At 60.1% G+C, this 17,967-nt stretch carries 14 protein-coding genes; 10 read left to right on the top strand and 4 right to left on the bottom strand.

The genetic code is table 11. The features are described 5' to 3' along the window. Positions 1–986: 986 nt before the first annotated feature. The 7 genes from PSH65_RS15090 to otnI all read left to right on the top strand — a co-directional run bounded on the left by PSH65_RS15090 (position 987) and on the right by otnI (position 9,013). Positions 987–2,606, top strand: coding sequence for a methyl-accepting chemotaxis protein (locus PSH65_RS15090; protein ID WP_305426792.1), 1,620 nt, complete (start codon positions 987–989; stop codon positions 2,604–2,606). Between the two features lie 280 nt (positions 2,607–2,886). Beyond that, entirely contained in the window at positions 2,887–3,591 is a 705-nt protein-coding gene (locus tag PSH65_RS15095; protein WP_305426793.1) for a FadR/GntR family transcriptional regulator, read from the top strand. A gap of 41 nt (positions 3,592–3,632) precedes the next feature. Further along, positions 3,633–4,538: an L-threonate dehydrogenase gene (gene ltnD / locus PSH65_RS15100; protein ID WP_305426794.1), complete on the top strand. Its 906-nt coding sequence runs from the start codon at positions 3,633–3,635 to the stop codon at positions 4,536–4,538. Positions 4,539–4,548: 10 nt separating this feature from the next. Next, positions 4,549–5,847 (top strand): 3-oxo-tetronate kinase, encoded by a 1,299-nt coding sequence (otnK, locus tag PSH65_RS15105; protein ID WP_305426795.1) that lies wholly within the window; start codon positions 4,549–4,551, stop codon positions 5,845–5,847. Further along, positions 5,844–6,482 (top strand): aldolase, encoded by a 639-nt coding sequence (locus PSH65_RS15110; protein ID WP_305426796.1) that lies wholly within the window; start codon positions 5,844–5,846, stop codon positions 6,480–6,482. The genes otnK and PSH65_RS15110 overlap by 4 nt, the downstream gene beginning before the upstream one ends. 185 nt (positions 6,483–6,667) lie before the next feature. After that, a complete protein-coding gene (locus PSH65_RS15115) occupies positions 6,668–8,128 on the top strand; it encodes an SLC13 family permease (RefSeq protein ID WP_305426797.1) in 1,461 nt (486 codons plus the stop codon). A gap of 102 nt (positions 8,129–8,230) precedes the next feature. Continuing rightward, positions 8,231–9,013 (top strand): 2-oxo-tetronate isomerase, encoded by a 783-nt coding sequence (gene otnI / locus PSH65_RS15120; RefSeq protein WP_305426798.1) that lies wholly within the window; start codon positions 8,231–8,233, stop codon positions 9,011–9,013. 4 nt (positions 9,014–9,017) lie between these two features. Here otnI and PSH65_RS15125 read toward each other — a convergent pair whose 3' ends face one another. The 4 genes from PSH65_RS15125 to PSH65_RS15140 all read right to left on the bottom strand — a co-directional run bounded on the left by PSH65_RS15125 (position 9,018) and on the right by PSH65_RS15140 (position 13,646). Next, positions 9,018–9,836, bottom strand: a complete 819-nt coding sequence (locus PSH65_RS15125; RefSeq protein ID WP_305426799.1) for a DeoR/GlpR family DNA-binding transcription regulator — start codon at positions 9,834–9,836, stop codon at positions 9,018–9,020. 91 nt (positions 9,837–9,927) lie between these two features. Beyond that, complete coding sequence (locus tag PSH65_RS15130; protein ID WP_305426800.1) at positions 9,928–10,692, bottom strand: ABC transporter substrate-binding protein; 765 nt, start codon at positions 10,690–10,692, stop codon at positions 9,928–9,930. Positions 10,693–10,818: 126 nt separating this feature from the next. Then, entirely contained in the window at positions 10,819–11,727 is a 909-nt protein-coding gene (locus tag PSH65_RS15135; protein ID WP_305426801.1) for an alpha/beta hydrolase, read from the bottom strand. 143 nt (positions 11,728–11,870) lie between these two features. After that, entirely contained in the window at positions 11,871–13,646 is a 1,776-nt protein-coding gene (locus tag PSH65_RS15140; protein WP_305426802.1) for a sigma-54-dependent Fis family transcriptional regulator, read from the bottom strand. Between the two features lie 287 nt (positions 13,647–13,933). Between PSH65_RS15140 and PSH65_RS15145 the strand changes: the two genes are divergently transcribed. The 3 genes from PSH65_RS15145 (at position 13,934) to PSH65_RS15155 (ending at position 17,964) form a co-directional block, all read left to right on the top strand. After that, complete coding sequence (locus PSH65_RS15145; RefSeq protein ID WP_305426803.1) at positions 13,934–15,409, top strand: benzaldehyde dehydrogenase; 1,476 nt, start codon at positions 13,934–13,936, stop codon at positions 15,407–15,409. 59 nt (positions 15,410–15,468) lie between these two features. Further along, entirely contained in the window at positions 15,469–16,236 is a 768-nt protein-coding gene (locus tag PSH65_RS15150; protein ID WP_305426804.1) for a coniferyl-alcohol dehydrogenase, read from the top strand. A gap of 78 nt (positions 16,237–16,314) precedes the next feature. Beyond that, positions 16,315–17,964, top strand: coding sequence for a DUF1302 domain-containing protein (locus PSH65_RS15155; RefSeq protein ID WP_305426805.1), 1,650 nt, complete (start codon positions 16,315–16,317; stop codon positions 17,962–17,964). The last annotated feature ends 3 nt before the right edge of the window (positions 17,965–17,967 follow it).

Genomic DNA, 17,967 nt, shown 5'->3' on the forward strand with positions numbered 1-17,967 from the left:
ATCAGAGCTCTTGATGTAAAGTGTAAACATTGCTTAACGCTATAAGTGATGTCGCAGCGTCATGAGATGAAATGATCTTTGCGATGGCCAAAGCTACCGCAAGGGGCCGAACCATCAGCCCTTTGAACAACAAGTACTTTCGATCATGAATTTACATGCCAGGGGGCGGCGTATACCTACTAAACGGACTTTCGTCTTGGTAATACGTCGACTTGTTAGGTATCGACCACTCAAGGCGGCCTGTCAAATGTCACTAGTCAAAAATATAGCCTTTTGTCCAATAATTGATTAAAACGCTTCAACTTGTTGTTTTATAAGGTTGTATTTTTGACGCGCTCACGGGCCTTGCTGGAATATGCACCTGCCCACGTCCCGGCGGATAGCGTGCAAACCATCCCTGTGCGGGACCCGGCATACAGCGCCAGTATGACGTTCTGAGCCTTATGCATTGACGCACCCACCTCGTTTCGCTGGTGTTTTGTACCGGGCGGAGCGGGGCAACGTCGCGTCATGCACTTTTATAAAGCGTCACGAGTAACAACCTGCACCAGTCGGTGGCGGCTTAATGAGCTTTGGCTTTCTTTAGTCCTCGCGTCTCGAGTGGTTGACCTTGTCATTCGATTTTCCTGAGAAGTCGACTTAACCATTACCTGCACTCGCTTAAGCCGCAGTCGTTGCGATAATCCTCCGTGAATCAGCACATTCTTCGCTACTAAGTGGCACAAAGCCTGCACCGTTGACATCAGGCCCACCTGAAACGCATTCGTGTGGGCGGCCCCCTCGGTCAATGACGATCGATTGGCTGAACAGGTCGGGGGCAACAGGGGTATCAGGCGAAGGCGGCAGATCGACACCGCGAATGAACAGGCAAAGACGCCTGAAACCGAGAAGGTTTCAGGCGTTTTTTTTTTGCTTTATGAACGTGTTGGTGGCGACTGCCAATTGCTGTGCTGCCCGTCGGGCAGGCATTAATCGGGGAATAATTGATGGTCAAGTTGAGCACGGCACAACGTATCGTTATCGGCTTTTTGATTGCACCGTTGGCACTGATGGGCATGGCATTTTACGCGTTGCTCGATCTGGCAACGCTCAAGGAACAGTCGGTGGTTATCGTCAAGCAGGATTGGCCAAAGATCGGGCCGATCATGGTGATTGCCACCGGTGTACGGGACAACGCCAGGAACACTCGGGATTTGTTGATCGACAAAGAGAATCAGCAAGCGCATCAGGCCATCGATGCCACCAAAAAGCGCATCAGCGAGGCACTTGAAACGCTCCAGCCGTTGTTCGATCTACCGGAAGGCAAGGCTGCCTATGCTGTCCTGAAAAAGAATCGCGAGGCTTATGTCACCGCGTTCACCCAGGTGCAGGCGTTGATCAGGCAGGGCGCTTTTGATGCCGCGATGGCGCAGTTGAAACAGCAAGTCATCCCCGCCGAACATGAAGTTCACAAAAGCCTGGACGCCCTGATGACGCTGCAAGGGAAGATTTTCGCCGATCGTGAAAGGTCGGCGCTTGTCCTGTACAGCGAAGCGCGTCGGAACATGTTGGTGTTGCTTGTATTCTGCCTGGCCTCGGTCATCGTCGCTGCGCTCATCGTTACGCGTAGTGTCACCCGACCGTTGGGTGGCGAGCCCGATGATGCGGCACGGCTCTTGAGTCAAATCGCGCAGGGCGATCTGACGATTCAAGTGCCGGTGAATGCAAGTGCCGACGGTAGTGTGATGATGAACATGCACCAGATGCAGCAAAGCTTGAGCGCGATGGTCAAGCACATCGCGGCGTCGGTCGATCGGGTGGCCAGTTCCTCCGAAGAGCTGAGCGCAGTCAGCAGCCAGACCAGTAGCAGTTTGCAGTTGCAGGGCCTGGAGATCGAACAGGCTGCAGCAGCGGTCAATCAAATGACAGCAGCCGTCGACGAGGTCGCACGCAATGCGGTCAGCACCAGCGAGGCGTCTCGGGTGTCCGAGCAAACCGCGCAACGTGGTCGTGCGCAAGTTCAGGAAACGGTGGCCTCGATAGGTACGCTGGCGGACGGCATGACGGACACCTCGCAGCGTATCCAGCAGTTGGCCGGGCGCGTGCAGGACATCAGTACGGTGCTGGATGTGATTCGCAGCATTGCCGAGCAAACCAATTTACTGGCCCTCAACGCTGCGATTGAAGCAGCCCGTGCCGGTGATGCCGGACGTGGTTTTGCGGTGGTCGCCGATGAGGTGCGGGCACTGGCCCATCGCACTCAGGTGTCGACCCAGGAAATCGAGCAGATGATTGGCAACATTCGGCTGGATACCGGACACGCGGTGACCGCCATGCAAAGCAGTGGTCACCTGGTGCAGACGACCCTGGAAGTCGCGCAACGCTCCGGCGAAGCATTGGAAGAGATCACCCGGTCAATCTCGCAGATCAACGAGCGCAACATGATGATCGCCAGTGCTACGGAGGAGCAGGCACTGGTGGCGCGTGAGGTGGATCGCAATCTGATGGGCATTCGCAACTTATCCGAACAGGTTTTGCTGGGGGCCCGGCATACCGACAGCGCCGGGCTGGAGCTGGCGCAGATGGCCGGCGCACTGCACCAGACGGTGGCGCGCTTCAAAATCTAGCCAGTGGTCGTTCCAAAGCACCCGATGCCAGACAGTTAAACGCTCCCACAGGTTCCACTGACTGGCATTACTCAAATCGCTTCCAGAAAGCGCACCGACTCATCCCTTGATAACAACGCTCCTCTCAGTTGGATCCCACTGAGCAGTGGTTGCGCTTCCATTCTGCACGCATGTTAAAAAATGTTATTTTAAAAAACGCTTCACATAATCCGTTCATTGGGGGATTATCTGCTCAACCTGTATGACAACCTGATAACAAGACAAAAACAGGATGGCTACGATGTTCGACAAGGTCCCGACTCACGTGCTGAGTGACAGCGTCGCTCAGCAGTTGCTGGACAAGATTGAGAACGGTGTGTTCGCCACCGGCAGCAAACTGCCCAGTGAAGCCATGCTCTCGGAAGCCTTCGGTGTCAGTCGCACCGTGGTCCGCGAAGCCATTTCCCGTCTCAAGAACGAAGGCGTGCTGCAGCCCCAACAAGGGCGCGGCATCTTCGTCACCGCCAACGCCAACATCCGCCCGCTGCGTATCGATTACGCCGAAGCCAATCTGCCCGGCAGTGTCTTTCACCTGTTGGCGCTACGACGTGCTATCGAAGCGGAAATCGCCTGCGAGGCGGCGCTCAATCGCAGCGAGGCCGATCTGGTGCAGATTGACGAGGCGTTGGCACACATTGATGAAGAGGTGGATGAAGGGCTGGACGGTGTTCGCGCCGATGTGGCTTTTCACCGTGCCATCGCTCAAGCCACGGGCAATCCCTACTTTCTCAAGACACTGGAATTCGTCAGCCAGTACCTGGAGGCTGCGACCCGTATCACCCGCACCAATGAAGCGGGCAGGGCGGATTTCTCCCGTCAGGTGCATGAAGAACATCAAGCGATCGTGGCGGCCATTCGGCTGCGCGATCCGCTCGCCGCCGGGCATGCCGCCCGTGCCCATATCTACAACGCGGCCCGCCGCCTGCGCCTTGCCGGCGTGGAATAGGCCGCTGTTTTCCTCATAAGCCGGTCACTAAGGAGTACCCCATGAATAGCAAGAATGTCGGTGTTGTCGGTCTGGGCGCGATGGGCCTGGGCATTGCCCGCTCACTGTTGCGCAGTGGCTTTAATGTGCATGCCTGCGATGTCCGTGCCGCGGTGACTGAACAGTTTGCCAGCGAGGGCGGCGTGGCGTGTTCTTCTCCCGCGCACATGGCTGCCGAGTGCGACGTGATCATTACCGTGGTGGTGAATGCCGAGCAGACCGAAACCGTATTGTTTGGCGAGGGTGGTGCCGTCGCTGCGTTGCGTCCTGGCAGCCTGGTGATCGGTTGCGCCACTGTGGCGCCGACCTACGCCGTCGATCTGGGCCAGCGCCTGACCGCGCAAGGCTTGCTGTATCTGGATGCGCCGATTTCCGGTGGCGCGGCCAAGGCGGCTGCCGGTGAAATGACCATGATGACGTCTGGCCCGGCCGACGCTTATGCCAAGGCCGAAGCGGTCCTCGCGGGCATGGCCGGCAAGGTCTATCGCCTGGGTGACAGCCATGGCCTGGGTTCGAAGGTCAAGATCATCAACCAACTGCTCGCCGGGGTACACATCGCGGCCTCCGCCGAAGCCATGGCGCTGGGCCTGCGTGAAGGGGTCGACGCCGATGCACTTTACGAAGTGATCACCCACAGCGCCGGTAATTCCTGGATGTTCGAAAACCGCGTGCCGCACATTCTCAAGGCCGACTACACGCCGTTGTCCGCGGTGGATATTTTCGTCAAGGATCTGGGGCTGGTGCTGGATACCGCGCGGGCCAGCAAATTCCCGCTGCCGTTGTCGGCCACCGCCCACCAGATGTTCATGCAGGCTTCCAGTGCAGGTTTCGGTCGTGAGGACGACTCGGCGGTGATCAAGATTTTCCCCGGCATCGAGTTGCCGACTGCCAAGACTGAGCCGGTTTGAGGAACGCCCAATGAACACAACCACCGCACGCCCATTGCTGGGTTGCATCGCCGACGATTTCACCGGTGCTACGGACCTCGCCAACATGCTGGTGCGCGGCGGTATGCGCACCGTGCAAAGCATCGGCATTCCAAGCAACGAAGTGGCTGCCGGGCTTGATGCCGATGCGATTGTCATCGCCCTGAAGTCGCGCACCATTCCGGTCACCGAGGCGGTCGAACAATCCCTCGCAGCACTGGCCTGGCTGCGTGAGCAAGGCTGCGAGCAGATTTTCTTCAAGTACTGCTCAACGTTCGACTCCACCGCGGCCGGCAATATTGGCCAGGTCAGCGAAGCGCTGCTGGCGGCACTGGGCAGCGACTTCACCCTGGCGTGCCCGGCGTTCCCTGAAAATGGCCGGACGATCTTTCGCGGTCACTTGTTTGTGCAGGATCAACTGCTCAGCGAGTCGGGCATGCAGCATCATCCGCTGACGCCGATGACCGACGCCAATCTGGTTCGGGTGCTGCAATCGCAGACCGGTCTGAACGTCGGCTTGTTGCGCTACGACACCATTGCCCAAGGTGCCGAGCCGGTGCGTGAGCGAATCAAAGAGCTACGGGCTCAAGGTGTCGGCATGGCGATTGCCGATGCCTTGTCGGACCGCGATCTGTACACCCTCGGGACCGCCTGTGCCGACCTGCCGTTGCTCACCGGCGGTTCGGGGCTTGCGTTGGGCTTGCCGGAAAACTTCCGTCGCGCCGGCAAATTGCGTGACCTCGATGCCTCGAAACTCCCGGCAGTATCGGGCGGTGAAGTGGTATTGGCCGGCAGCGCTTCGATCGCTACCAATGGGCAAGTGGCAGCCTGGCTCGAAGCCGGTCGGCCGGCGCTGCGGATTGATCCGTTGGCCCTGGCGGCTGGCGAACCCGTGGTTGCCCAGGCTCTGGCCTTCGCCAAGAACAATGAACAAACCGTATTGATCTACGCCACCAGCGCACCGGACGAGGTCAAGGCAGTGCAACAACAGTTAGGCGTCGAGCAGGCAGGCAGCCTGGTGGAAAACGCGTTTGGCGAAATCGCCGAAGGCCTGCGCCAGAGCGGCGTACGACGCTTCGTGATTGCCGGCGGTGAAACCTCGGGTGCCGTGGTTCAGGCGCTGGGTGTGCAGCTGCTGCAGATCGGCGCGCAGATCGATCCGGGTGTGCCGGCGACGGTCAGCAGCACGGATGAGCCTCTTGCCTTGGCGCTCAAATCGGGCAACTTCGGTGGTCGGGATTTCTTCAGCAAAGCGCTGAAGCAACTGGCCCAGACCGGAGGTGCGCAGTGAGTAATGAAAACGCCTTGCGCGAAGAAATCTGCCAGGTCGGTCGCAGCCTTTATGAACGCGGTTACACCGTCGGCAGCGCCGGCAATATCAGCGCGCGTCTGGATGACGGTTGGCTGATCACGCCGACCGATGTCTGTCTCGGCCGCCTCGACCCGGCGACCATCGCCAAGGTCAATCTGGCGGGCGAATGGGTCTCTGGTGACAAGCCTTCGAAGACCCTGGCGCTGCATCGCCAGGTCTACGACCGCAACCCGAGCGTCGGTGGCGTGGTGCATACCCATTCCACCCATCTGGTGGCGTTGACGCTGGCAGGTGTCTGGCAGCCGGACAACATCCTGCCGCCGCTGACGCCGTATCAGGTGATGAAAGTCGGGCCTATCCCGTTGATTGGTTACGAGCGGCCCGGTTCATCGAAGGTGGCCGAGCAGGTTGCGCAATTGGCCAACAGCGTTCGCGGCGTGATGCTCGAACGGCTGGGGCCGGTGGTCTGGGAAAGTTCGGTTTCCAGGGCCAGCTACGCCCTGGAAGAACTCGAGGAAACCGCGCGGCTGTGGCTGATGAGCAATCCCAAGCCCGAACCGCTCGATCAGGCAGCACTGGACGAGTTGCGGGTGACCTTTGGCGCGCACTGGTAGCGCTCTAGTTTTTTTTTCACGACAGACCGATAACGCAGGCCCTGTTCGGGAGACGCGCAGCGACTCCCCACGACCCCGGCTTGCCTGAAAAATACAATAACAAGAGGACATCCAGGCATGACTCATCTTCACTGCGGCATTTTTAGAAGAACCCATTCGTTCACCCGGCGTGGAGGGCTTCTGAAATGAGCCCGTTAATCTTGATGGTTACCGCGGGGCTAGGGATCGCTCTGTTGTTGTTTTTGGTGCTCAAGTACAAGTTCCAGCCGTTCGTGGCCTTGATGCTGGTGAGCATTCTGGTGGCGCTGGTGGCCGGGGTGAAACCGGCCGATCTGGTCGCCACCATTGAAGGCGGCATGGGCAAGACCCTGGGCCATATCGCGATCATCATTGCCCTGGGCGCGATGATCGGGCGGATCATCGAACTCTCCGGCGGTGCCGAGGCGCTGGCCAAGACGTTGATTAACCGTTTCGGCAATCGACGCACACCATTGGCGCTGACGATTGCCGGGTTCATGGTCGGGGTGCCGGTGTTCTTCGAGGTCGGCGTGATCATCCTGATGCCGCTGGCCTATGGCGTCGCTCGCAGTGCGCGCAAGCCGTTGTTGGTGTTCGCGCTGCCGATGTGTGCTGCGTTGCTGACCGTACACGCCTTCCTGCCGCCACACCCTGGTGCGGTGGCTGCTGCCAGCCAGTTGGGTGCCGACCTCGGCCGCGTGCTGATGTTCGGTCTGCCGATCACCGCGTTCCTTTGCTATGTCGGCTATCGCGTAGCGGGGCGCATGACCCGTCGGGTGTACCCGATGACTGACGATATTCGTTCCGAGGTCTACGGCCCGCATGTCACCAACGAGGACCTGGCGGCCTGGTCCAATGGCAACGGCAAGAGCGCTGAACGAGCCGCTGTGGCCGCGTCTCATATGGGCCTGGAAGAAGCCACCAGCAGCATCGTCTCGAAGTTGCCGCCGGCGCCACCACCGGGTTTTGGTCTGATCGTCAGCCTGATTGTGTTGCCGATCATTCTGATCCTGCTGGGAACGCTGTCCACCTCGTTGCTGCCGGCCGACTCGGTCCTGCGCGGCATCATGACCGTGCTCGGCGCGCCGCTGGTGGCGCTGCTGATCGATACCTTGCTGTGTGCCTGGTTGCTGGGTTCGCGTCGGGGCTGGAGTCGTACCCAGGTGTCTGACGTGATCGGCTCGGCCTTGCCTGGCGTGGCCATGGTGATTTTGATTGCCGGCGCCGGCGGGGTGTTCGGCAAGGTGTTGGTGGATACCGGAATCGGCGCCGTCGTCTCCGATATGCTGCGCACCACCGGTCTGCCGGTACTCGCCCTGGGCTTTCTGCTGACCATGCTGTTGCGTGCGGTTCAGGGTTCGACCACGGTGGCGCTGGTGACCACCGCCGGCATTATCAGCCCGCTGATCGCTACCCTCGATCTCACGGCGAACCACATGGCGCTGTTGTGCCTGGCCATGGGCGGTGGCGGGTTGGCCATGTCCCACATCAATGATGCCGGTTACTGGATCTTCACCAAACTGTCCGGGCTGAACGTGGCCGACGGCTTGCGCACCTGGACGGTGTTGACCACCTTGCTCGGTACGTTGGGTTTCGGTATTACCTTGTTGATCTGGCCGTTTGTCTAACGCACTGTCGACTTGTGGGAGCCAGGCTTGCCGGCGAAGACGTCCTTAAGAGCGCCTTCGCCGGCAAGCCTGGCTCCTACAAAAACATACATAGGAGCTACCATGCCTCGTTTTGCCGCCAACCTCAGCATGCTCTATCCGGAACATGAGTTTCTGGACCGCTTCGCCGCCGCTGCCGCCGATGGTTTCGAAGCCGTGGAATACCTGTTTCCCTACGACTACAGCGCTCAGGAACTCAAACAGCGCTTGAGCGACAACGGCCTGGTGCAGGCACTGTTCAACGCACCGCCCGGCGATTGGGCGGCAGGCGAGCGCGGCACGGTGTCGTTGCCGGGGCGGGAGAGTGAATTTTGTAGCGGTTTCGATCGCGCGCTGGAATATGCCGCGGTGCTGGGCAACTCACGCATCCATGTGATGGCCGGGCTGCTACCGTCGGAAACTGATCGCCCACGCCATCACGGCGTGTACCTGGAGAACCTGGCTTATGCCACCGCGCAGGCCGCCAAGACTGGCATCACGGTGCTGCTGGAACCGATCAATACGCGGGACATGCCGGGCTTTTTTCTCAACCGACAGGATCAGGCCCAGGCCATCTGCAAGGAAGTGGGCGCCAGTAACCTGAAGGTTCAGTTCGACTGCTACCACTGCCAGATCGTCGAAGGTGACCTGGCTACTAAACTGCGTCGGGACTTCGACGGCATCGGCCATATCCAGATTGCCGGCGTGCCGGATCGACATGAGCCGGACCAGGGAGAAGTCAATTATCCCTATCTGTTCGAGTTGATCGACCAGTTGGGTTATGACGGCTGGGTAGGGTGCGAATACCGGCCCCGTGGCAACACATCGGCCGGCTTGCAGTGGCTGCGGGACTGGAAGGCGCGCTAACGCCTTACACGCTGTTATCGGAAGGCAGCAACAGTTCGACCCCCTGCTTGCGGATGCTATCGGCCGCGGCAGGGGTCAGCGCGTCGTCGCTGAGGATGATGTCGAACTGTTCGAGGCCGGCGATCCTGTACATGCTGAACGTACCGTACTTCGAACTGCTGGCCACCAGCACCACTTGCGAAGCCGATTGCATCGCGACTTGCTTGACCTCCACCTTCAGCGCCGAAGGCGTGGTGAGGCCGCGACGCAAATCCCAGGAGCTGGTGGAGATGAACGCGACATCGGTGACAATCTGGCGCAAGGTGGCCACCGCCAGACCGCCCACGCACGATTGATTGGAATGATCCAGCTGCCCGCCGGTATGAATCACCGTGACATGGGGCGCATCGATCAGTGCCTGGACAATCCCGAAGTCGTTGGTCACCACGGTCATGCCGGACAGCGCCTTGATGTACGGGACGATCTCCAGGGTGCTCGTCCCCGCATCCAGATAAACCGTCATATCTGCATGCAGTAGCCGCGCGGCCAGCTTGGCCATCGCCTGCTTCTGCGGCAACTCGACCACCGCCTTGATCTGATGGCTGGGCTCGCTGTGGAGCTGGCTGGCAATTCGCACACCACCGGTGACCGAGTAAGCACGGCCTTCCTGCTCAAGCAGTGCGATATCGCGGCGGATGGTCATGTGCGAACAGTCGAACATCTCCATCAACTGATGAACGCTCAGCACCTGATGCTTGCGCAACTGGCGCAGCATCAATTCACGGCGCTGCTCAGGGATCATCGGTGCGCCGCTTTCGGCGGCGATGTCCTTTTGACTAGGCATTCGGGCTCCAGAATGAAGAAATCCGCAGGCAAGGAAAGCGGGGCAAACATAGTAGCGAATCTGCGGCCAACGGACGAGTTGTTGCGGATCCTTATGGCGACAAGTAGCGCTTCTGTATACGCGCCAGAGTGCCGTCATCGCGAAGCGTTTCAACCGCCTTGCGCAAGTCTTGCACCCGTTGAGCGGAGCAAAGCCTGGAGCAGGCCAGATAGAGCTCCACTCTGCTCATGACCGGGCTCATGAACAGCTTGCGTTCAGACATCTTCGGCCAGATGTATTGACTCTCGGGAACACCGTTGAACCAGGCATCAAGGCGACCTTTCAAAAGCATCTGCGCGGGGTTGTCGCCAATGGTCAGCGGGTAGATCTGCTCGTCGCTGAAGCCTTGTGCACGCAGGATTTCCTCCTGCGCACTGCCCAGGCCGACGCCGATCACCCGGTAGGTTTTTTTTGCTTGTGCAAAGCTGCTCACCGGTCGGTCGAGGCTGAAAAAAGCGCGCTCCATGGGCATGATCGGTGCGATCCAGGTAAAGCGATTTTCGCGTTCAGGCGTGCGAGACAAGGGGGCTATCAGAAGATCCTGCTTCTCGCTGACGTATTTCTGCGATCTGGCCCAGGGAAGCACATGAACATGAGCGACATAACCGGCGTTGGCAATGGCCATCAGGACGGCTTCTCCGACCATTCCGTGACCCTTGGAGTCATCGACAAACGTCAGTGGCGGCGCGTCCGGGATATACAACTCAAGCGGCAATGGCGCGCCAGACGCGTTACCCGCAACAAGCAACGATACCGACAGACAAAACCTGCAAAGGGCCTTTGTACAGGCAATTAATACCCATGAGCGCTCGCTCATGGTTGATAGTTCAGGCATTGAACATAAAAGGGCGCCACAAGTCACCAGTTGAGCACAGGGAGGATGAGTCTACCGGCCGTTGTTTATTGGAGACGGTATCGACCCCGCATTCTACGCAACTTGAAGTCAGGACACATCTTCCCCCAGGTGCCGAAGGAGGAAGGCGCTGATCTGGTCCAGTGCCCGGCGGGCTTCTTCGAGTTGATCGCTCATGCTCTGGAAGACATGAATCATTCCCGGCCAGACGTCCAGGTGTACCGCCACTTCGGCGCTGGCCAGGCGGCTGGCGAGTCGGGTTGAGTCGTCCAGCAGGCATTCCCGACTGCCAACCTGGATCAGCATTGGCGGTAGACTCCGAAGGTCACCGTATAGGGGGGAGGCCAGCGGATTCAGTGGCTCGGCGCCCTGCAGATAGGTGTCGGGCATGATGGTCTTGCCAGCAAGCGGGCCGAGCAATGGATCTCGAGCCTTCTGCAAATTCCAGGATTCTCCGGTCTGAGCCATGTCCACCCAAGGCGACATCACTACCGCCGCCGCGGGCAGCGGCAAACCAGCGGCCTTGGCAGCCAACATCAAAGCCATGCACAGACCGCCGCCGGCACTGTCGCCGGCCAGCACCAGGTGTTCGGTGTTCACACCGTTTTCGAGGAGTGCACGGTAGACATCCAGAGCGTCCTCTACGGCGGCCGGGAAAGGGTGTTCCGGGGCCAGGCGGTAATCGATGCACAGGGTACGAATTCCGCTTCGGGCTGCCAGTTGGCTGACGAGCGGGCGATAGGCCTGGGCACTGCCAAATGAGTAGCCTCCGCCATGCAGATACAGCAACACGAAGTCAGGCCGGGCATCTGTGGGAGTGGCCCAAAGCCCGCTGACGCCGGCCAGACTGGCGGCCTCAAAGGTCACGCCCTCGGCGCAGGAGCCGGCGCCGAAGAGTTGTTCGGCCTGTTGCCGCTGCTGATCGACAGTCAGCGAGCTGAGGGGAGGCAGTTGGCTGAGTTGTTCAATGATGCCGTCGATGTTGTTGTTATGGGGCATGTGGACTCCGGGGCGCGTGTTGTGGGGAAAACAAGTTAACTTCGAACATAGTTAATTGTCATAACTATATTGGCAAGATAATTTCGTTTCACCCTCATCTACGACGGGTAGTCGTTGCTACGCCTGCATTGACTCAGCCTGAGTCAGGCCGATGCCTGTCGGTACTTCTTCAATCGGTAGGCAAACTGCGCACGACTCAATCCCAGTAGTCGCGCGGCGGCGGCCAGGTTGCCTTCGCTCTTTTGCAGCGCTTCGTCGATCAAACGCGACTCCAGGCCTTCGATGGAGAAGCCGTGTTCGAGGCGAGCCAGGGTTTCCAGCAAGGCTGGACGAGGCTGCGTGCTGGCGGGGCTCGGGTCAGTGGCTGCGAGGCTGCCATTGCCGTCCAGAGAGTACGCTTCCTGCGGCATGGGTTCGTTGCGAAACAGGTGGACCAGGTCGATGGCTTGACCGTCTTCGCTGGCGATCAGGCCGCGCTCTACCAGGTTCTGCAATTCCCGCACGTTGCCGGGAAAGTCATAGCGCAACAACACTTTGAGCGCGCGCATGGTCAGCCCGGCGGGCTTGCGGGCGTAGGCCTGACAGAAGCGCCGCAGGAACGCATTGACCAGCAACGGGATGTCGTCACGACGTTCGCGCAGTGGCGGCAACGTGATGGGGTAGACGTTCAGGCGGTAGAACAGGTCCTCGCGAAAGTCTCCGGCCGCCACCGCTTTGCGCAAGTCGACATTGGTTGCCGCCACCACCCGGACATCGACCTTGATCGGCTGGCTTGCACCGATGCGCTCGATCTCACGCTCTTGCAATGCACGCAGCAGCTTGCCTTGGCCCGGCAGGCTGAGGCTGGCGATTTCATCGAGAAACAGGGTGCCGCCGTGAGCGCGTTCGAAGCGTCCAGGGCGCGAATGAGTCGCGCCGGTATAGGCGCCGCGCTCGACCCCGAACAGTTCGGCCTCGATCAGATTGTCCGGGATCGCGGCGCAGTTGAGGGCCACGAAAGGGGCTTGATGACGTGGGCTGAACTGATGCAACTGACGGGCGAACAATTCCTTGCCGACTCCCGACTCGCCACTGAACAGCACCGTGGCCGGCGTCGGTGCAACGCGCTGCAAGGCGAGGGTCGCGGCGTTGAAGGCGGCGCTGGCGCCAATGGGTTTTGGCCCGCCGAGTGTTTCGCTGTCGTCGTCCTGTGGCGCGGGCGCCGGGGCTGGACGCTGCTTGGGGGCGACGCTGGAGGGCGTGGCGGTGAGGTAACTCAGGTCCTGTTCGACATCGCCCCATTGCTCGGCGGTCTTGCCGATCACCCGGCAGCTCTCATGGCCCATGCCCCGGCACTCGGTTTCACGGAAGATCACCAGGCGGCCAAACAGCCCGCTGACATAACCGATGGCATAGCCCAGTTCGGTCCAGCACACCGGATCCTGGCCGATCCCGTAGGCGGCGATATGTTCGTCGGCCTCGCAGGAGTGGTGCCAGAGGAACTCACCTTCGTAGAAGCCTGAGTCGGCGTCGAATTTGAAGTGCAGGGGTTCGACCTTGGTCATGCCTTCGAGTGTGTGCAGGCGCGTGCCGGCCGAGAAAACCGCCGCGGCATCGGCGTCTGGCCAGCGCTCGCGGATCAATCGCGCATCGCGTGCACCCGACAAATAGCCGGTGCGGGTGAACAGACCACGGGTCTGTTCCAGTCCCTGGCGCTCGATAATCTCCCGCCGCAGCGCGCCGAAGGATGAACTGTGCAATAGCAGCATGCGCTGGTCGTTGAGCCAGATACGTCCGTCAACGGGGGAAAAGAACAGGCATTCGGTCAACTCGGCCAGGGTTGGTGAGTTGCCCTCGGTCAGTTGAGTGCTGTCTCCTCGGGGGGAGAAATGTTCCTCCTGCACCGCGAGATGAGGAAGCAGCGAATGGGGATTATTCATTGTTATATGCCCCTGAACGAGTCGACTGATCGAAATGATCAATTAGCAAAACAGTTATTAAACATAACTTTATCATTTGGACAAGTGGCCGGGTGTCGGCCGAGCGCCTAACGCCTTGCCCTTTTCATCAGTGCTCCTCTCAAACCTTCAGGCCAGAGCCTTCGCCACCTAAAACCCGAGGCAGCGGTGGAAGTCGGCACAGCCCTTGCTCTAGTGCTTTCACGACGCTGCATCCTTTTAGCAAGGGCGCGTCAGGCAATTACAAACACAAGAGCCGGGAGACCGAAATGTCGGTAAGTGAACCATCTGATTTTCTGCGAGACGCACTGTGGTGCGAACGCATCTTCAATGGCGACTGGATACGTCCATTGGGCGGCGTCAACAGAGTCATCGAGCCGGCCACCGGCGAGGTACTGACCGTCACCGGTTTAGCCGATGCGGCGGACATCGCGTTTGCCACCCTGACCGCTGCCCGTGTTCAACCGGCCTGGGCGGCATTGGGGCCACGGGAACGCGCAGAGATCTTTCGCAAAGCCGCAGCCCTGGCCCAGCAACACTTCGCCGAATTGGCGCTGTACATCGCTCGGGAAAGTGGCGGCAGCCTGTTCAAGGGTGAACATGAGGTTCGCGAGGCGATCGTCTTGCTGCATCAGGCCGCCGGTCTGCTGTCACAACCCCATGGTGTGGTTCTCCCAAGCGAAGCGGGGCGTTTGTCCTATGCACGCCGGTTGCCCCATGGCGTGGTCGGGGTGATCTCGCCGTTCAACTTTCCCCTGGTGCTCTCCCTGCGTTCGGTGGCACCGGCGCTGGCAGCCGGCAACGCGGTGGTGCTCAAGCCCGATCCGCAGACCCCGGTCAGTGGCGGTTTCATCATTGCCCGGTTGTTCGAGGCGGCCGGTTTGCCAAAAGGATTGCTGCAGGTTTTGCCGGGCGCAGCAGTGGCCGGTGAGGCCCTGTGCCGCGACCCGCATGTTCGGATGATCGCCTTCACCGGTTCTACCGCAGCCGGGCGTAAGGTCGCGGAGGTGGCTGGGCGTCATCTGAAAAAAGTCGCCCTGGAACTGGGTGGCAAGAACTCGTTGATCGTGCTCGAAGATGCCGATCTTGAGTTGGCGGCGAGCAATGCCGCCTGGGGGGCCTGGCTGCACCAGGGGCAAATCTGCATGGCCACCGGACGCATCCTGGCCCATGAATCGATCGCTGAGGAACTGGTCCGCCGGCTGGCAGAGAAAGCCCGGGCGATCACGGTCGGCAATGCCGCTCGTGGCGAGGCGGTATTGGGGCCTTTGATCAACAAACGACAGTTGCAACGCGTGCATGAAATCGTCACGGAGAGTGTGACTGCCGGGGCAACACTGGAAGCCGGCGGTGAGTTTGAACGGCTGTTCTACCAACCTACGGTGCTTTCCGGCGTGCGCCCGGGCATGCGCGCATTCGACGAAGAGATCTTCGGCCCGGTCGCCACGGTGGTGAGTTTTACCAGCGACGATGAGGCCATCGACCTGGCCAACCGCACCGAGTATGGCTTGTCCGCAGGGATCATTTCGCCTTCGGTCGGGCAAGCGATGGCGATTGGCGAACAACTCAATTGCGGCCTGCTGCACATCAACGATCAGACGGTGGCCGACGAGTGCATCAACCCGTTCGGTGGGCGCGGCAGCTCGGGCAATGGCGGCAGCGTTGGCGGCCCGGCCGATTGGGACGAATACACCCAATGGCAGTGGGTGACGGTCAAGGATAAGGCGCCGCGCTACCCGTTCTGACGGCCAGGACCAGACCGACGAAGTCGGGCGAGTACACAAAAATAATAAGAGGACTCAACATGAAACTCGACAACAAGATTGTGCTGGTGACCGGGGTCTCCTCGGGTATCGGCGCCGCCACTGCAAGCCTGCTGCGCGCCCACGGCGCCCAGGTGATTGGCGTCGATCTGAAGCCCCCGCACATGACCCTGGACGGTTTTGTCCAGGGCGATCTGAGCAGTGCCGAGAACATCGACCGGCTGCTGCCGCAGTTGCCGGCACGGATCGACAGCCTGTGCAATATCGCCGGGGTGCCGGGCACCGCAAACCCGCAATTGCTGGCGAAGGTCAATTACCTGGGGTTGCGTCACCTGAGCCAGGCATTGCTGCCGCGCATCACCGCTGGCGGCAGCATCGTCAATATCGCCTCGATCCTCGGCGCCGAGTGGCCATTACGCCTGGAACGGCACAAGGCGCTGGCGCGTATCGAAGGTTTCGCCGCCGCGCAAGCCTGGCTGGCCGAGCACCCGGTACCGGATGAGACCTGCTACCAGTATTTCAAGGAAGCCTTGATCGTCTGGAACTACCTGCAGGCCCAGCCCTGGTTTCTCGAACATTCAGTGCGCATGAACAGCGTGGCGCCGGGCCCGGTCTTCACGCCTATCCTCGGCGACTTCGTGAGCATGCTCGGTGAAGCACGAACCCAGGCCGATGCCCATCGCATGAAACGTCCCGGTTATGCCGATGAGGTGGCGGCGGTGATCGCTTTCCTGTGTGCCGACGAGTCGCGCTGGATCAACGGTGTCAACCTGGCAGTCGATGGCGGATTGGCCTCCACCTACATCTGAAACGCACACCTGTAGACAGCGGCGAAAGCCCCTACAAGTGCAAAGCCATGCCAAAAATAAAAATAATGAGGAGCGTCCATGGACAACGTTAAACGTTGCTTTCGTTTCAAGCATTGCGCCCTGTTTCTGGCGTTATGCAGCGCAGGCGTGATGGTCGAAAGGGCCGAGGCCATGCAAATGGACCTGGGGGATTCGGACTGGAAACTGCGTTGGGACAACACCATCAAGTACAGCCAGGCCTGGCGTCTGCACGGTCAGGACAGCCGATTGGTCAACGCGCCGACCGCCAATGGTCTGTATCCGTCGATCCAGAGTCAGGGCGATAAAAACTTCAGCCGTGGCCTGGTCTCCAACCGTCTGGACCTGTTTTCCGAAATGGACCTGAGCCGCCAAAACTATGGGCTGCGTGTGAGCGGTGCGGCCTGGTACGACGATATTTACAACCAGGACACCGACAGCAGCGAGCAACCGCATTTCCTCAGCGAAACCCGCGAACTTCACGGTCGCGACGCGGAAATTCTCGATGCCTTTGTGTTTCTGCGCGGTGACCTGGGCGAAGACTCCCAGGGCGTGGCGCGTCTGGGCCGGCACAGCCTGATCTACGGGGAAAGCCTGTTCTACGGTGGCAACGGCATCGCCAATGCCCAGGGCCCGACCGATGTGGTCAAGCTGCTCAGCGTGCCGGGGACTCAGTTCAAGGAGATCCTGCGTCCGGTCAACCAGATCTCCGGGCAGTTGCAGATCAACCCGCAGTTGTCGGTGGGTGCTTACTACCAGTTCGAGTGGGAACGTTCCAATCTGCCCGGTGCTGGTAGCTACTTGAGCGATGTCGATGCTATCGGCTACGGCAGCGGTTCGCTGCGCGAAGTGTTCGGCAACGATACGGTGAATGGCGGCGATTTGAAGCCACGAAATTCGGGGCAGGGCGGCATGCAGATTCGCTTCAAACCGACCGGGACCGAACTGGAGCTGGGTTTTTACGCCGCGCAGTATCACGACAAAGCCCCGATCGGCTTGTATGCCTACCTCGACGGTGCAGCCGCGGCGGCCACCGGGCTGCCGATCCTGAGTTCCTATCGTCAGGTCTACGCCGAAGACATCAAGACCGCCGGCGTCAGCTTCTCCACTGCCTATGGGCCGTTCAACTTTGCCGGTGAAACCTCCGTGCGCTGGAATGCGCCGCTGGTGAGCAACCTGCAAGTGGTGACCCCAGGCATGGAGGCCGATGGCGGCGATGACTCACTGTTTGCCCGGGGCAAAACCGCTCACGCCAACCTGTCGGCGATTTACCTGCTATCGCCTGGTGCTTTTTGGGATGGCGGCTCGGCACTGGCCGAACTGGCGTGGAACCGCACCCTGAGCGTCACCGAGAACGCTGCGGCACTGGATTCCAACACAACGCGCGATGCCACTGCGTTGCGGGTATTGGTGGAGCCGGCGTACTTCCAGATTGTCGACGGGATCGACCTGACCGTGCCGATCGGCATGGGCGTGGTGCTCGATGGCCGTTCTTCGGCCGTCAACAAGTCGGGCTTCGGCAATACCCATGCCGGCGACTGGAGTGTCGGGCTCAAGGCGACCTACCTGCAGCGCTGGGATGTCGGCCTCAACTACGTGAACTTCTTCGGGGCCCCGAAAGCCGGGCTGCGCGAGGACGGCAATTTCAGTTACGGGCAGTCGCTGGCCGACCGTGACTTCGTCTCGCTCTACGTGAAAACCTCATTCTAATAA

The organism is Pseudomonas sp. FP603, assembly GCF_030687415.1.
Taxonomy (GTDB): Bacteria; Pseudomonadota; Gammaproteobacteria; order Pseudomonadales; family Pseudomonadaceae; genus Aquipseudomonas; species Aquipseudomonas wuhanensis.

Bases quoted from the DNA above. Each gene is read 5' to 3' on its own strand.
- PSH65_RS15150 (WP_305426804.1), top strand. From the start codon at position 15,469: ATGAAACTCGACAACAAGATTGTGCTGGTGACCGGGGTCTCCTCGGGT.
- PSH65_RS15095 (WP_305426793.1), top strand. From the start codon at position 2,887: ATGTTCGACAAGGTCCCGACTCACGTGCTGAGTGACAGCGTCGCTCAG.
- PSH65_RS15115 (WP_305426797.1), top strand. From the start codon at position 6,668: ATGAGCCCGTTAATCTTGATGGTTACCGCGGGGCTAGGGATCGCTCTG.
- PSH65_RS15090 (WP_305426792.1), top strand. From the start codon at position 987: ATGGTCAAGTTGAGCACGGCACAACGTATCGTTATCGGCTTTTTGATT.
- PSH65_RS15145 (WP_305426803.1), top strand. From the start codon at position 13,934: ATGTCGGTAAGTGAACCATCTGATTTTCTGCGAGACGCACTGTGGTGC.
- otnK (WP_305426795.1), top strand. From the start codon at position 4,549: ATGAACACAACCACCGCACGCCCATTGCTGGGTTGCATCGCCGACGAT.
- otnI (WP_305426798.1), top strand. From the start codon at position 8,231: ATGCCTCGTTTTGCCGCCAACCTCAGCATGCTCTATCCGGAACATGAG.
- PSH65_RS15125 (WP_305426799.1), bottom strand. From the start codon at position 9,836: ATGCCTAGTCAAAAGGACATCGCCGCCGAAAGCGGCGCACCGATGATC.
- PSH65_RS15155 (WP_305426805.1), top strand. From the start codon at position 16,315: ATGGACAACGTTAAACGTTGCTTTCGTTTCAAGCATTGCGCCCTGTTT.
- PSH65_RS15140 (WP_305426802.1), bottom strand. From the start codon at position 13,646: ATGAATAATCCCCATTCGCTGCTTCCTCATCTCGCGGTGCAGGAGGAA.
- PSH65_RS15130 (WP_305426800.1), bottom strand. From the start codon at position 10,692: ATGAGCGAGCGCTCATGGGTATTAATTGCCTGTACAAAGGCCCTTTGC.
- ltnD (WP_305426794.1), top strand. From the start codon at position 3,633: ATGAATAGCAAGAATGTCGGTGTTGTCGGTCTGGGCGCGATGGGCCTG.
- PSH65_RS15135 (WP_305426801.1), bottom strand. From the start codon at position 11,727: ATGCCCCATAACAACAACATCGACGGCATCATTGAACAACTCAGCCAA.